The organism is Pseudomonas sp. AK181 (assembly GCF_051122975.1).
Classification (GTDB): domain Bacteria; phylum Pseudomonadota; class Gammaproteobacteria; order Pseudomonadales; family Pseudomonadaceae; genus Aquipseudomonas; species Aquipseudomonas lactis.
This window is the reverse complement of record NZ_CP146348.1, coordinates 5,956,268-5,970,999: the sequence shown is the minus strand read 5'-3', so window position 1 is coordinate 5,970,999 and position 14,732 is coordinate 5,956,268. Positions and strand designations below refer to the sequence as shown.

Genomic DNA, 14,732 nt, shown 5'->3' with positions numbered 1-14,732 from the left:
AATCGAACGACTCACGACGAGACCCCATGGCCACTCCCAGCGCTAGCTCTTATAACGCCGACGCCATCGAAGTCCTCTCGGGCCTCGACCCGGTGCGCAAACGCCCCGGCATGTACACCGACACCAGTCGGCCGAACCACCTTGCCCAGGAAGTCATCGACAACAGCGTCGACGAAGCCTTGGCCGGGCACGCCAAGTCGGTGCAAGTCATCCTTCACGCCGACCATTCCCTGGAAGTGTCCGACGATGGTCGTGGCATGCCGGTGGATATTCACCCCGAAGAGGGTGTGCCAGGCGTCGAGCTGATCCTCACCAAGCTGCACGCCGGCGGCAAGTTCTCCAACAAGAACTACCAGTTCTCCGGCGGTTTGCACGGCGTGGGTATTTCCGTGGTCAACGCCCTGTCGACCCTGGTACGGGTCAAGGTCAAGCGCGACGGCAACGAGTACCAGATGACCTTCGCCGATGGCTACAAAGCCACCGACCTGGAAGTGATCGGCACCGTGGGCAAGCGCAACACCGGCACCAGCGTGTACTTTGCGCCGGACCCCAAGTATTTCGATTCGCCCAAATTCTCCATCAGCCGCCTCAAGCACGTGCTCAAGGCCAAGGCTGTGCTGTGCCCGGGCCTGCTGGTCAGCTTTGAAGACAAAGGCACCGGCGAGAAGGTCGAGTGGCACTACGAAGACGGCCTGCGTTCCTACCTGGAAGACTCGGTCAGCGACTTCGAACGCCTGCCCAACGAGCCCTTCTGCGGCAGCCTGTCGGGTAATAAAGAAGCGGTGGACTGGGCGCTGCTGTGGTTGCCCGAAGGTGGCGACAGCGTGCAGGAAAGCTACGTCAACCTGATCCCCACGGCCCAGGGCGGTACCCACGTCAACGGTTTGCGCCAAGGCTTGCTGGATGCCATGCGTGAATTCTGCGAATACCGCAGCCTGTTGCCGCGCGGCGTGAAGCTGGCGCCGGAAGACGTGTGGGAGCGCATCGCGTTCGTGCTGTCGATGAAGATGCAGGAACCGCAATTCTCCGGCCAGACCAAAGAGCGCCTGTCGTCCCGCGAGGCGGCGGCGTTTGTCTCTGGCGTGGTCAAGGACGCTTTCAGCCTGTGGCTCAACGAGCATCCGGAACTGGGCCTGGCCCTGGCGGAACTGGCGATCAACAACGCCGGCCGACGCTTGAAAGCCAGCAAGAAGGTCGAGCGCAAGCGCATCACCCAGGGCCCGGCATTGCCGGGCAAACTGGCCGATTGCGCCGGGCAAGACCCGATGCGTTCCGAGCTGTTCCTGGTGGAGGGTGACTCCGCCGGCGGTTCCGCCAAACAAGCGCGGGACAAGGAGTTCCAGGCGATCCTGCCGTTGCGCGGCAAGATCCTCAACACCTGGGAAGTCGATGGCAGCGAAGTGCTCGCCAGCCAGGAAGTGCACAACATCGCCGTGGCCATCGGGGTAGACCCAGGCGCAGCGGACATGAGCCAGTTGCGCTACGGCAAGATCTGCATCCTCGCCGACGCCGACTCCGACGGCCTGCACATCGCCACCTTGCTGTGCGCGTTGTTCGTCCAGCATTTCCGCCCGTTGGTGGACGCCGGCCACGTCTACGTCGCGATGCCGCCGCTGTACCGCATCGACCTGGGCAAGGAAATTTTCTACGCCCTGGACGAAGCCGAGCGCGATGGCATCCTCGACCGCCTGGTGGCCGAGAAGAAACGCGGCAAGCCACAGGTCACGCGATTCAAGGGCCTGGGTGAAATGAACCCGCCGCAACTGCGCGAAACCACCATGGACCCGAACACCCGGCGCCTGGTGCAGTTGACCCTGGAAGACTTCGCCGCCACCTCGGAAATGATGGACATGTTGCTGGCGAAGAAACGCGCTGGCGACCGCAAGACCTGGCTTGAATCCAAAGGCAACTTGGCCGAGGTGCTGGGCTGATGCGCACAGGCTTCGCCCTGGCGATCCTGATGTTGAGCGGGCTGGCGGTCACCCAGGTGGCTGCCGCCAGCGTGGCAGAGCTCAAGCTGGTCTCGGAACATCCGGTGGACGGCATGCGCGGTGGGAACCTGTCGGGCCTGGCGTTGTGTGGCAACGAGCTGTGGACGGTTTCGGACCGCGATGACGACCAGATCTACCGCCTGGATACCCGTGCGTCGACCTGGAGCGCCGAGGCGCTGAAGATCGACGTGCCGCCCGTGCCCGAGTCCGGCCTGCCTTGGGGCTTGCGTTCGCGTACCAAGGCCGCTTCGTTCATACGCGGCGGTGACCTGGACTTTGAAGGCATCAGCTGTGATGCCGCAGGCAACCGCTACATTGTCAGCGAAGCCCATGCCGCGGTGTTGCAGGTGCCGGCGGCGGGCGCGCCCGAATGGTTGAAAATCGCGCCGGGCATGGTGCGTGAAGCTAGGGCCAGTGGCATGTTGCTGCACTTTAATGCCTTGTTCGAGGGCCTGGCGGTAAACCCGGAAGGCAACCAGATCTGGCTGGCTGCCGAGCGCGAGCGACGTGGCCTGGTCTCGATCAAGCGTGGGCAGAGCGTATGGGATTGCGATGGCCGTTGTGTCTTGTTGAGCGAGGCCGGCCAGGAAGTGCAGCCGGCGCAGTTCCCCAACGCCAAGGCCGTGTCCAAGGACTTTGCCGACTTGTCGCTGTTCAACGGCAAGCTGTTTACCCTGGAGCGCAATGCGTTCCAGATCTGCCGGCGCGACCCGCTCACGGCCAAGGTTGAGCTGTGCTGGTCGTTTGCCGACGAAGCCCTGACGCCGCAGCGACGTTACCCCCAGTCGTATGGCCTGGCTGAAGCCCTGTTGGTGGATGCCGACGGTGCCTGGGTCGGCATCGACAACAATTTCGGCCCGCGTGCCGATGGTGAAAAGCGTCCGATGGTCTATCGTTTCGCCGCCCCGGACGGCGGCTGGAGTGCCCAGCCATGAATCGAGATTTTTTTGAATTGAATCAGCGCAGCGGCAGTTCCGCTGCGCCTTACCCCATGATGAGGCCCGCATGAGTGACATCCTCGCAGACAGTTTAGATGGCGTAGAACGCCGGTCGCTGGCTGAATTCACCGAAAATGCCTACCTCAACTACTCCATGTACGTGATCATGGACCGTGCCTTGCCGCATATCGGCGACGGCCTGAAGCCCGTGCAACGGCGCATCATCTACGCCATGAGTGAGTTGGGCCTGGACGCCGATTCCAAGCACAAGAAATCGGCGCGTACCGTCGGTGACGTGCTCGGTAAATTCCACCCCCACGGCGATTCGGCGTGCTACGAAGCCATGGTGCTGATGGCTCAGCCGTTCAGCTACCGCTACACGCTGGTGGACGGCCAGGGTAACTGGGGTGCGCCGGATGACCCCAAATCCTTCGCCGCCATGCGTTACACCGAGGCGCGGCTGTCGCGTTATTCCGAAGTGCTGCTCAGCGAGCTGGGCCAGGGCACGGCCGATTGGGGGCCGAACTTTGACGGCACCCTCGACGAACCCCTGGTGTTGCCGGCGCGTTTGCCGAACATCCTGCTCAATGGCACCACCGGTATTGCGGTCGGCATGGCCACCGACGTGCCGCCGCACAACCTGCGCGAAGTCGCCACCGCCTGCGTGCGCTTGCTCGATGAGCCCAAGGCTACGGTCGAGCAGCTCTGCGAGCATATCCAGGGCCCGGATTACCCGACCGAAGCAGAAATCATCACGCCGCGCGCTGACCTGCTGAAGATGTACGAAACCGGCAAGGGCTCGGTACGTATGCGCGCCGTGTACCACATCGAAGACGGCGACATTATTGTGACCGCGCTGCCGCACCAGGTATCGGGTGCCAAGGTGCTGGAGCAGATCGCCGCGTTGATGCAGGCCAAGCCGTCGAAGTTGCCGCAAGTGGCCGACCTGCGTGACGAGTCCGACCACGAGAACCCGTGCCGCATCGTGATCATCCCGACCAATAGCCGGGTGGATCATGAAGTGCTGATGCAGCACTTGTTCGCCAGCACCGACCTGGAGTCCAGCTACCGGGTCAACGTCAACATCATCGGCCTGGACGGCAAGCCGCAGTTGAAGAACCTGCGCAACCTGCTGGTGGAATGGCTGGAGTTCCGCGTACAGACCGTGCGTCGCCGCCTGCAATTCCGCCTCGACAAGGTCGAGCGCCGCTTGCACCTGTTGGACGGCTTGCTGATCGCCTACCTCAACCTGGATGAAGTGATCCATATCATCCGTACTGCCGAGCATCCGAAGGCCGAGCTGATCGCGCGTTTCGAGCTGAGCGAGATCCAGGCGGACTACATCCTCGACACCCGCTTGCGCCAGTTGGCACGCCTGGAAGAAATGAAGCTGCGCGACGAGCAGGATGCGCTGCTCAAGGAACAAGCCAAGCTGCAAGCCCTGCTGGGTAGCGAAGCCAAGCTCAAGAAGCTGGTGCGTAGCGAACTGATCAAAGACGCCGAAACCTATGGCGATGACCGTCGCTCGCCTATCGTCGAGCGCGCTGAAGCCAAGGCCCTGACCGAAACCGAGCTGTTGCCCAACGAGAAAATTACCGTCGTTCTGTCGGAAAAGGGTTGGGTTCGCTCCGCCAAAGGGCATGATATTGACGCCACCGGCCTTTCGTACAAAGCCGGTGATGGCTTCAAGACCGCTGCCGCCGGGCGTTCCAATCAATTCGCGGTGTTTATCGACTCGACCGGGCGCAGTTATTCGGTGCCGGCCCACACCCTGCCTTCTGCACGGGGGCAGGGCGAGCCGTTGACCGGGCGCCTCACGCCGCCACCGGGGGCGAATTTCGAGTGTGTGCTGTTGCCGGACGATGATTCGCTGTATGTCATCGCCTCCGACGCCGGCTACGGTTTCGTGGTCAAGGGTGAAGACCTGCAGGCCAAGAACAAGGCGGGCAAGGCGCTGTTGAGCCTGCCGAACAATGCCAAGGTGATCCTGCCGAGGCCGGTGGAGGATCGTGAAAGCAACTGGCTGGCGTCGGTGACCACCGAAGGGCGCTTGCTGGTGTTCAAGATCAGCGACTTGCCGCAGTTGGGCAAGGGTAAAGGCAACAAGATCATCGGGATTCCCGGTGACCGGGTGGCCAGTCGCGAGGAGTATGTGACTGACATCGCCGTGGTCCCGGAAGGCTCTACTCTGGTGCTCCAGGCCGGCAAGCGCACGTTGTCATTGCGCCCTGACGACCTTGAACACTACAAGGGTGAGCGTGGCCGGCGAGGTAACAAACTGCCACGAGGCTTCCAGCGAGTGGATGCCTTGCTGGTCGAAACACCGGTTTAAGCGGTACTAGAGGCCTCGATCTACGATTTAACGCGTAGATCGATGCTTTCGCGCTGGAGTCATGGCGCATATTCACGGATGATATGGCCTTTCCAGCGCCGGCGTGGCCGAGCGTGTTCAGGTTATTTTTAGTATTACATTGTGGTTCGCCTTGTGGCAGCCACTTGGATGGGATGATGACTGCTCCACGCCTTCCTCTATTTTTGATGCTCGCTGGCCTTTTGGGGCTGGCGGGTTGCAGCACACACCAACCGGTGTCGCTGTACCAGCTGGACAGCGGAAGTCCGGCTCAGCCAGCTCAAACCGCTGGCATGGCAGTATTGCTGGGGCCGGTAGTCGTTGCCGATTACCTGCAACGCGAAACCCTGCTTCAACGTCAGAACGACGGCAGCCTGCAAGGTTCCACTGATGGTCGTTGGGCGGGTAGCCTGTCGTCGGATATCAACCAGTTGATGTTGCGTCAGGTCGCCGGCCAGCTAGACAGCCAACGTGTGGTGCTAGCACCAGGACCCTCCGGGTTCACCCCGGATGTACAGGTGCTGCTGACCATCACGCGGCTGGACTCCGGCAAGTCGCAACCGGCGATCCTGGATGCACAGTGGCGCCTGATCGACCGTCGCGGGCAGGTGCGGGACAACCGCATTGTGCACCTGCAGGAAGAACATGCAGGCACCACCGCGTCCCAGGTCCAGGCCCAGGGTGTGCTGTTGCAGCACTTGGCACAGCAGTTGTCGGTGGCGCTCAAGCCATTGGCCAACCAGCCGCCGATTGCCGAAGCGCAGCCGCGTAAGCAAGCCCCGGCCCAGGCCAAGCCTGCGGCCCCGGAAAAACCGAAGATGCCGATGGCCACGCCGATTCGCACGGACTTGGAAGTGTTCAGGTTCTGATCTGAATGGCGCACAAACAAAAGGCCCGCTGAATAAGCGGGCCTTTTTATTGGGCTGTTCTGTAGGAGCGAGCTTGCTCGCGAAAAGCGTCAACGATAACGCGTGCTTTCTGAATGAACGCGGCGTCTGTGAGTTTTTCGCGAGCAAGCTCGCTCCTACAAAAGCCTTTGCCTCAGGGCTTGCGGGTCTCATGCATCCGCGCCAACTGCCGTTCCAGCATCGACGGATACGGCTCCATCAACCGCTCCACACAGCTGGCCCCTTCAGGGCTGGCAATCGGGCGGATACGTGCGCGTTGGCGGATCAGTGTGTCTTCGCTGATCTTGCGCTCCACCAGCAGCAGGTTGCGGCTGTGTTGGGACAAGGCCAGGGCATCCTGGGCGATTTCGGTGAGCAGCAAGTCGATCTGGCTCATGCCAAACAGGTCGTCACCCACGGTCAAGCCCAGCTGCAGTTGCAGGGTAATACCGCTGTCGGCCACTTCGATCTGCAGGGCATGGCCCAGGGCGCGCAACAGCTCGCCGCAGCAAATGGCATTGGTCAGGTAGTCTTCGCCGCTGTCTTCGCTGTGGAACAGCATCAACGTGCTGCCATCGTTCAGGGTATGCAGTTCGCTCTGGTAGAGCGAAGCGGCCTGGTCGAGGCAGTCGCGGTAGCGTTCGAGCAGTTCGGTCAGGCGGGCACGGGGCAGGCGGCGCAGTTGCTCCTGGGCACCCAGTTGCACGGCGAGTACGGCACTGTGCTGCGGCTCGGCGTTCTTGACCACAACCGGTTTCGGTGCGGCAACCGGTGCTACTGCCGAGGTGTCGCGCAGGTCGGCGAACGGGTCTTCGTCGTCCAGCTCGTCTTCCTCGGCCTTGATCACATGGCGCGGTGCAGGCTTGAGGCCGGCCACCGGGGCGCTGTCGTCGAAGCCTGGGTCGCGCAGGTCGCGCACTTCAAACTCAGGCTCGTCGTTGTAGTCCTCGGTGTCGTCGTACTCAGGCTCGGGCTCGACTTCAGGCGCTTTGGGCTCCGGGGCAAAGCTGGCGTGGAGCTGGCGCGCGAGGTCGCCGATTTCATCCTGGCGATCGGTAGCCGGGGTGTGTTCGTCGATATCCCGCAGCCAGATGCGCAGTTGCATCAACGGCGTGGAGATATGCCGGCCCAGGCGCAGGCTCAAGGCCAGGGCCAAAGCCAGCAGGATCGCGCTCAGGATGCCCATGCTCTGCAGGCTGATGGTCATCGGCTGCTGGAACTGTTGCATATCAAGGCTGATACGCAGTTGGCCGGCCTTCACGTCCTGGAACGTAATATTGCTCTGGTACAGGCCTTCGGCCTCACCGAGCAGGCCGTTTTTCGGGCGCTGCCCGGCTTCGGCCATGATCCGGTTGTCCACGCTATAGATAGCGGCGTGGGCCACCAGCGGGTTCTTGGTCAGGTTGTTGAGCAACACGTTGAGGCTGAGGATGTCGTTGGACACCAACAACTCAGTCGCCGAAGTGGCAGTCTGGGTTGTCAGGCTCGCGCCCAGGGCATCAGCCTGCTCGTGCATGGCCTGCTTGAACTGCAAACCCATCACGCAGGCGTAGATCACCAGGGCCAGAGCGACCAGGATCACGTTATGGCTGGCGATGCGCAATGCAATCGGTACACGGCGATGGCGCAGTGCCCGGAAGATCAGCAGGAAGAAGTTATCGGTTTTTACTGGCGTGGGCCGGTTCACTTGCGCTCGGCTCTTGGTCCGTGAAGTTGACGCGCAGTATAGCGACAGGCCCATGGCCGGCAAAGCGCTGGCTGTGCCCGATGGTCACTGAAAGTGGGTAGAATGCGGTTTTTTTCCAGCCTGGGGGTGCGCTTTGCGCGAAATTGTCCTGATCAACATCACGGGTGAAGACCGACCGGGTCTCACCGCAGCCATTACCGGCGTCCTGGCCCAGGGTGGTGTGAACATTCTCGACATCGGCCAGGCGGTGATCCACGACACCTTGTCGTTCGGCATCCTGGTGGAAATCCCCAGCACCGAACAGGCCTCCTCGGTACTCAAGGACATCCTGTTTACGGCGTATAAGCTCGATCAACAGGTACGTTTCACCCCGGTGTCCGAAGCCGATTACCAACACTGGGTCGAAGGCCAGGGCAAAAAGCGCCATATCGTCACCCTGTTGACCCGCAAGGTAACGGCTGAACAGTTGCAGCGCGTCAGCTCCATTACCGCGCAGTACGGATTGAATATCGACCATATCGACCGTCTGTCGGGTCGCATGCCATTGGACACTCCGGCCGACAAGGGCAAGGGCTGCATCGAGTTCTCCGTACGCGGCGAACCGGCTGACGCGCAAGCGCTGCGCGCCGACTTCCTGAGCGTGGCCCAGGAACTGAATGTCGATATCGCTTTCCAGGAAGACTCCCTGTTCCGTCGCAACCGCCGCCTGGCGGTGTTCGATATGGACTCCACCTTGATCGAAGCCGAAGTCATCGACGAGTTGGCCAAAGCGGCCGGTGTGGGCGAGCAAGTCTCGGAGATTACCGAGCGGGCGATGGCCGGCGAGCTGGATTTTCGTGCCAGCTTCAAGGAGCGTCTGGCGCTGCTCAAGGGCCTGGACGTGGGCGTGCTGGATTCGATCGGCGCGTCGCTGCGCCTGACTGAAGGCGCCGAAACCCTGTTCGCCGAACTCAAGCGCCTGGGCTACAAGACCGCCATCCTGTCCGGCGGCTTCACTTACTTCGCCAAGCAGTTGCAGGCCAAGCTGGGTATTGACTATGTATTCGCCAACGAGCTGGAAGTGGTGGATGGCAAAGTGACTGGCGTGGCGGTGGAGCCGATTGTCGACGCGCAACGCAAGGCCGACCTGCTCAAGGAGTTGGCGCACAAGGAAGGCTTGCGTCTGGAGCAGACCATCGCGGTCGGCGATGGCGCCAATGACCTACCGATGCTGGCGATTGCCGGGTTGGGCGTGGCGTTCCGTGCCAAGCCGTTGGTCAAGCAATCGGCCAAGCAGGCGATTTCGACCTTGGGGTTGGATGGCGTGCTGTATCTGCTGGGCTTACGTGACCGCGACGGTCAGCTATAACCCCACAGCTGATCGTTCCCACGCTCCGCGTGGGAACGCCTCCAGTGACGCTCTGCGTCACGCTTTGGGCGCAGAGCGCCTCGGGCTGCATTCCCACGCGGAGCGTGGGAACGATCAACTGCAATATCAGGCTTTAGGCAAGGCGATACCCTGGCCCATCTGCACCGGCGTACCCGCTGCCAGTTCTTCAGCCCACTTCACCTGGTCCGGCCCGAACAGCACGATGGCGGTCGATCCCAGTTTGAAACGACCCAGTTCCGCACCTTTTTCCAGATGAATCGGCGCGCGGGCCGCTTCGTCGTAGCGGAAGGTTTTCAGCTCGCGCTTGGGCGGCGTCACCAAGCCGGCCCACACGGTCTCAATCGACGCAACGATCATCGCACCCACCAACACCACGGCCATCGGGCCGCGTTCGGTGTCGAACAAGCAGACAGCACGCTCGTTACGGGCGAACAACTCCGGCACGTTTTCGGCGGTGGTCTGGTTGACCGAGAAAATCCGACCCGGCACATACACCATCTCGCGCAGGGTACCGGCCAATGGCATGTGCACCCGGTGGTAGTCTTTTGGTGACAGGTAAATAGTCGCGAACTCGCCGCCCATGAACGGCGCAGCCATTGCGGCATCGCCACCGAGCAGTTCCAGCACGCTGAAACTGTGGCCCTTGGCCTGGAAGATACGGCCATGTTCGATCGGGCCTAGCTGGCTGACCGCACCGTCGGCGGGGCTCAGCACTGCGCCTGGGGTTGGATCCAGCGGGCGGGCGCCGTCTTTCAGCGCGCGGGTGAAGAAGGCGTTGAAGTGCTCGTAGGCGCTCAGGTCTTCCTCCAGGGCCTGGGACATGTCCACCTGGTAGCGTTTGGCGAACCAGGCGGTAAAGGCGTTCTTGAACCAGCGCACGCGGCACTCGGCGATACAGCCGGCCAGGCGCGACAGCAAGTGGTGCGGCAGCAAGTACTGGCTGAGGATAAACAACTGCTTTTTCATAACTGTCCTTAAACCTTAAATCTCAACGGGGGTGTCGGGGTGGTTGCCCCATTCGCCCCAGGAACCGGCATAACCTTTGACTCGCGGATAACCGAGCGCCTTGGCCACCAGGTAGGTGAAGCCAGAGCGATGGTGAGTCTGGCAGTGGGTGATGATTTCTTTGTCTTTGGTCAGCCCGAGGTCTTCGAGGATCTGCGGCATGTCACGGCGGATACGCAGGTTGCGCGCCTTGTCCATGCCGGCGGTCCATTCGAAGTTCACCGCGCCGGGAATATGGCCGCCTTTGGCTGCGAGCACTTTCTCGCCGGAATACTCCAGCGGGCCACGGGCGTCCCAGATCCCCAGGTCGGCCGCGCCAAGGCGGCTTTGCAGGTATTCACGGGTGGCGGTAGGGCCCTCGTGCAGCGTGAGGCTGACCGGGCCGCCGGCGGCTGGGGGCACAGCGGTGGAAGTCGGCTTCCCTTCCTCCAGCCATGCCAGCAGGCCGCCGTCGAGGTAGTGGTATTTCTGGTGGCCGATTACGTCGAGCATCCAGATAAAACGCCCGGCCCAACCGCCGCCTTCGTCGTCATAGACCACATAGGTGGCGTCCGGGGTGTGGCCCAGTTCGCCGAACAGTTTTTCCAGGTCGGCCGTGCTCGGCAGCAGCCCGGGTGCGGGTGGCTGGCCCAGTTGGGTGCGCTTGGGGTCAACGAAATGCGCGCCGGGGATATGCCCTTCGGCGTAGCGGGCGACACTGGTGAGGTCCACCAGGATCAAGTGCTTGGAATCGAGGCGACTCGACAGGTCGGCGGATTCGATCACCAGCGGCAAGCCAGAGAAGTCAGGCATGTGAGGTCTCCTGGGCACAAATGTTGGCGATAAAGGCCGGTGATTGTAGCGCAAGCATCAGGCGCTGCGGTTGGTAAAGCTGTGCAGGGCTTTCTCGATGCATTGGGCGGTTTTGCCGAACGCTTGCACGGTGGTTTCCGAGAACGGCCCGCCGCCCTGGTCCGCCACGATCAGCATGACCACGCGGCCGTTGCAGCTCAGTGAGCGCAACAGCAGGTGCTCGCCGACAAACAGGCGACGCAGGATCGGTGGCAGCAAGGCGGAAAACTGCGCATGGTTATCTGGGTTCAGGCGTACCTGGGCGGACTTTTCCAGCAGGCGTTGCAGCAACGTGCTGTTGACCACATCCAGGCTCAGGTGAGCCGCGTCCTTGGGCAGGCCGTCGGCCTGGTGTACACGCAAGGTGCTCAAGGCGCGATCGGCCATGAATATCAGTACCCGCTGCATGCCACTGGCCACCAGCGCTTCCTTGGCGCAAGTGGTCAGGTGCATGGCGTTGGCAAAGCGGCTCGGCTCCACCAGCAATTCGGTGCAACGCGTGCGCCACACGGCCAAGGCTTCGGCAGTGGGCGGCGGTGCAGGCAACAAGCCGCGATGGACTTTCTGCACATGCCACGGCCAGATCAGCGACAGCGCCGGGTGCCAGAGGTCGGGCATCAAGGTGGTGCGAGCGCTGGTCACCGCTTGCTGGTGGGCTTGCTGTTGCACATCGCTCAATGGCGTTTGCAGGTACAGCGCCGTCAGGTATTGCCAGCGCTCGGTGTGCGGGCAGGTCCAGGATTCCTGGGCCGACATCGCCAGGCCATTGGCCAGCAACACGGTGTTGGCCGGCTGGTTCAGCCAGCGTCGCAGGTTGGGCTCGGCATCGAGCAATTGCTGGTGACGCAGGGCATCGTCTTGACGAGCAATGTGCAGCGCCTTGACCAGCAGGCGTTGCTCGGCCAACAGCAGCTTGTAGCCCTGTGAAACCCAGATCGGCAGGTGCCAGGCTTCGGTCAGGCCCAGGCACAGGTCGAGCAAGCGCACGCCGAACAGTTGTTGCTCGACCTGGCGCGCCGATTGGCCTTTATGGATCACCCGCAACTCCCATTCTTCCAGCAGCTTGGGGTAGGCGACGGCCATCGGCCATAGCGGCGACAAAAACAACAGGCTGCCCCAGTGGATGTCCTGCCACAGCCGCGCCAGGCGACTGCCGAACAAACCGTTGGCTTGCTGGGATGCGTGCTGGCTGATCAGCAACAGCTGACGCAAGGCCACGGGGATTTCCCGGGCGGGTACCGAAGGCAGGCGCGCCAACAACTCCTCGGCACGTTTGAGGCCCAGGCGGTTAAGCCCGACTTCAAGGTTTTCCGCAGGTTCGGCCAGGCTGCCGTGGGCTTGGCTGTTGGCTTCGCGCATCACGCTCAACACCAGGGCTGGGCTGTTGTGCATCAGCTCAGCAATATCTCGCAATGAACTGCGGCTATCGCGAATGGCTTTGCACACGCGCTCATGGCTAGCCTGGGGCACGGGCAGCAGCACGTCGTCCAGGCACTTGATCCAAGCGGCGAGGGTAGTGGGGCGGTTCGTTGGGACTGTCGGTTCAATTGCCATGATTGGGGCGCGATCATCACTTGCGTTCAACACGCCCGGAACGGGCCGAATTGGCTTTTCGCCTTAACGGGCTATAGTCTGGCGCAGTTTTGCCGATAAGTAGAACAAGAGTTTTGTGCAACACCCCCTATGTCCATGAACCCGACGGCGCAAGTACCCCTCTCCTATGGCTAAAATTATCGGCATCATTGTCGTCATCGCAAGTGTGCTCGGAGGGTACGTCCTCTCCCACGGTAAAATCGCCGCACTGATCCAGCCTTTCGAAGTGCTGATTATTGGCGGTGCCGCGTTCGGCGCATTTTTGCAGGCCAACCCAGGCTATATGACCATGCACGTGGTCAAGAAGTCCCTGGGCATGTTCAGCTCGCGCTTCTCCCACACGTTTTATCTGGAAGTGCTGGGGCTGATCTACGAGATCCTCAACAAGAGCCGCCGTGAAGGCATGATGGCGATCGAAGGTGATATCGAAGACGCCGCAGCCAGCCCGATTTTTGCCAAGTACCCGGCCGTGCTCAAAGACGAGCGCATGACCGCGTATATCTGCGATTACCTGCGCATCATGTCCTCCGGCAACATGGCACCCCACGAACTGGAAGGCCTGTTCGACATGGAGTTGTTCAGCCTCAAGGAAGAGCTGGAGCATCCGTCCCACGCCGTGACCGGCATCGCCGACGGCATGCCCGGTTTCGGTATTGTCGCGGCGGTACTGGGTATCGTGGTGACCATGGCCTCCCTGGGCGAGGGCGATCAGGCGGCCATCGGCATGCACGTAGGTGCGGCGCTGGTGGGCACCTTCTTCGGTATTCTTGCTGCCTACGGTTTCTTCGGCCCGCTCGCCACTTCCCTGGCCCACGATGCCAAGGAAGAGATCAACCTCTACGAAGCGATCAAGGCGTGCCTGGTGGCATCGGCGTCGGGCATGCCGCCGTCGCTGGCCGTGGAGTTCGGGCGCAAGGTGCTGTACCCGAAACATCGCCCGAGTTTCTCCGAGCTGGAACAAGCGGTTCGCGGTCGCTAAGCCATGGAAAACAACCAGCCGATCATCATCAAGCGCGTCAAGCGCTTCGCCGCGGGGCACCATGGCGGTGCCTGGAAAATCGCCTTCGCCGACTTTGCCACGGCGATGATGGCGTTCTTCCTGGTGCTGTGGCTGATGTCCACCGCTACGCCAGAACAGAAGATCGCCATCGCCGGCTACTTCAAAGACCCGATTGGCTTTTCGGAAAGCGGCACGCCGTTTGTCATTGACCTGGGCGGCTCGCCGGAACTGGCGCCCGAGCGCACCATCAACCCGGAAGTGCAAACGGAGTCGCCCCAGGAAAAAATCCCGATTGAGCGCGACACTGTCGAGTCCATGGCCGAACAGGTCGAACAGGAGCGTCTGGAACTGTTGCTGCAGGAATTGCAGAACAAGGTGGAAGAAAACCCACAGTTGCTGAAGTTCAAGGACCAGATTTCCTTCGAAATCACCCCCGAAGGGCTGCGCATCCAGATTACCGATGCGGCCAACCGGCCGATGTTCGACTCTGGCAGTGCGCGCTTAAAACCGTACTTTGAAGACATCCTGCTGGCCATGGCTGACACCATCAAGGCGGTGCCGAACAAGATCAGCATCAGCGGGCATACCGACGCCAAGCCCTACGCGGGCCAGGGCGATTTTGGCAACTGGGAACTCTCGGCCAACCGCGCCAACGCCGCCCGGCGTGCGCTGGTGGCCGGCAGCTACCCGGACCCGCAAGTGGCGCGGGTGGTGGGCTTTGCCTCCTCGCAGCTGTTTGATCCCAAAGACCCGTTCAACCCGGTCAACCGCCGTATCGACATCGTGGTGCTGACCAAAAAAGCCCAGCGTGCGATTGAAGGCGATCAACCACCGCCACCGGCGCCGACCCAGGGCGAGGGCGCGCCTGGCGAAGTGCCGGCCGACCCGAACGCGCTGCCGCCGGAGCAGGAACCGCTGCCAGCCCATGAGCTGCGCCAGAAGCTGAACCTGTTTGAGGATGGTGGGGTGAAGGATCCTACGGTGCCTGCACCGAAGTCGTAAGCTCCAGATACAACAAGGCCGCGATGATCGCGGCCTTGTTGTATCTGTCACTGTAGGAGCGAGCTTGCTCGCGAAAAAC

11 protein-coding genes are annotated in these 14,732 nt (G+C 61.8%); 7 read left to right on the top strand and 4 right to left on the bottom strand.

From position 1 onward, the window contains the following. Positions 1 to 26: 26 nt before the first annotated feature. The 4 genes from parE (at position 27) to V8689_RS27245 (ending at position 6,148) form a co-directional block, all read left to right on the top strand. Entirely contained in the window at positions 27 to 1,931 is a 1,905-nt protein-coding gene (gene parE / locus V8689_RS27260) for a DNA topoisomerase IV subunit B (protein WP_003188026.1), read from the top strand. Further along, entirely contained in the window at positions 1,931 to 2,926 is a 996-nt protein-coding gene (locus V8689_RS27255; protein WP_056782743.1) for an esterase-like activity of phytase family protein, read from the top strand. Before parE ends, V8689_RS27255 begins: the two co-directional genes overlap by 1 nt. 70 nt (positions 2,927 to 2,996) lie before the next feature. After that, on the top strand, positions 2,997 to 5,261 hold the full coding sequence (gene parC, locus V8689_RS27250) for a DNA topoisomerase IV subunit A (protein ID WP_020301636.1): 2,265 nt from the start codon (positions 2,997 to 2,999) through the stop codon (positions 5,259 to 5,261). Positions 5,262 to 5,434: 173 nt separating this feature from the next. Continuing rightward, positions 5,435 to 6,148, top strand: a complete 714-nt coding sequence (locus V8689_RS27245) for a PqiC family protein (protein WP_032873461.1) — start codon at positions 5,435 to 5,437, stop codon at positions 6,146 to 6,148. A 172-nt stretch (positions 6,149 to 6,320) separates the two neighbouring features. Here the strand turns inward: V8689_RS27245 and V8689_RS27240 are convergent, their stop codons facing one another. After that, the gene (locus tag V8689_RS27240; RefSeq protein WP_056782744.1) at positions 6,321 to 7,853 is read right to left on the bottom strand and encodes a HAMP domain-containing protein; all 1,533 of its coding nucleotides are present in this window, start codon (positions 7,851 to 7,853) and stop codon (positions 6,321 to 6,323) included. A 133-nt stretch (positions 7,854 to 7,986) separates the two neighbouring features. On the opposite strand from V8689_RS27240, the gene serB reads away from it, so the two are divergent. Further along, positions 7,987 to 9,201, top strand: coding sequence for a phosphoserine phosphatase SerB (gene serB / locus V8689_RS27235; RefSeq protein ID WP_003188034.1), 1,215 nt, complete (start codon positions 7,987 to 7,989; stop codon positions 9,199 to 9,201). A gap of 126 nt (positions 9,202 to 9,327) precedes the next feature. Here the strand turns inward: serB and asd are convergent, their stop codons facing one another. The 3 genes from asd to V8689_RS27220 are packed head-to-tail and all read right to left on the bottom strand — an operon-like array spanning position 9,328 to position 12,612. Beyond that, entirely contained in the window at positions 9,328 to 10,188 is an 861-nt protein-coding gene (gene asd / locus V8689_RS27230; RefSeq protein ID WP_056782745.1) for an archaetidylserine decarboxylase, read from the bottom strand. A 15-nt stretch (positions 10,189 to 10,203) separates the two neighbouring features. Further along, positions 10,204 to 11,019, bottom strand: a complete 816-nt coding sequence (locus V8689_RS27225) for a rhodanese-like domain-containing protein (protein WP_056782746.1) — start codon at positions 11,017 to 11,019, stop codon at positions 10,204 to 10,206. A gap of 57 nt (positions 11,020 to 11,076) precedes the next feature. Then, positions 11,077 to 12,612: an HDOD domain-containing protein gene (locus tag V8689_RS27220; protein ID WP_056782747.1), complete on the bottom strand. Its 1,536-nt coding sequence runs from the start codon at positions 12,610 to 12,612 to the stop codon at positions 11,077 to 11,079. Between the two features lie 166 nt (positions 12,613 to 12,778). Between V8689_RS27220 and motA the strand changes: the two genes are divergently transcribed. Further along, entirely contained in the window at positions 12,779 to 13,630 is an 852-nt protein-coding gene (gene motA, locus V8689_RS27215) for a flagellar motor stator protein MotA (RefSeq protein ID WP_003188041.1), read from the top strand. 3 nt (positions 13,631 to 13,633) lie between these two features. After that, complete coding sequence (gene motB / locus V8689_RS27210) at positions 13,634 to 14,653, top strand: flagellar motor protein MotB (RefSeq protein WP_056782748.1); 1,020 nt, start codon at positions 13,634 to 13,636, stop codon at positions 14,651 to 14,653. Positions 14,654 to 14,732 lie beyond the last annotated feature (79 nt).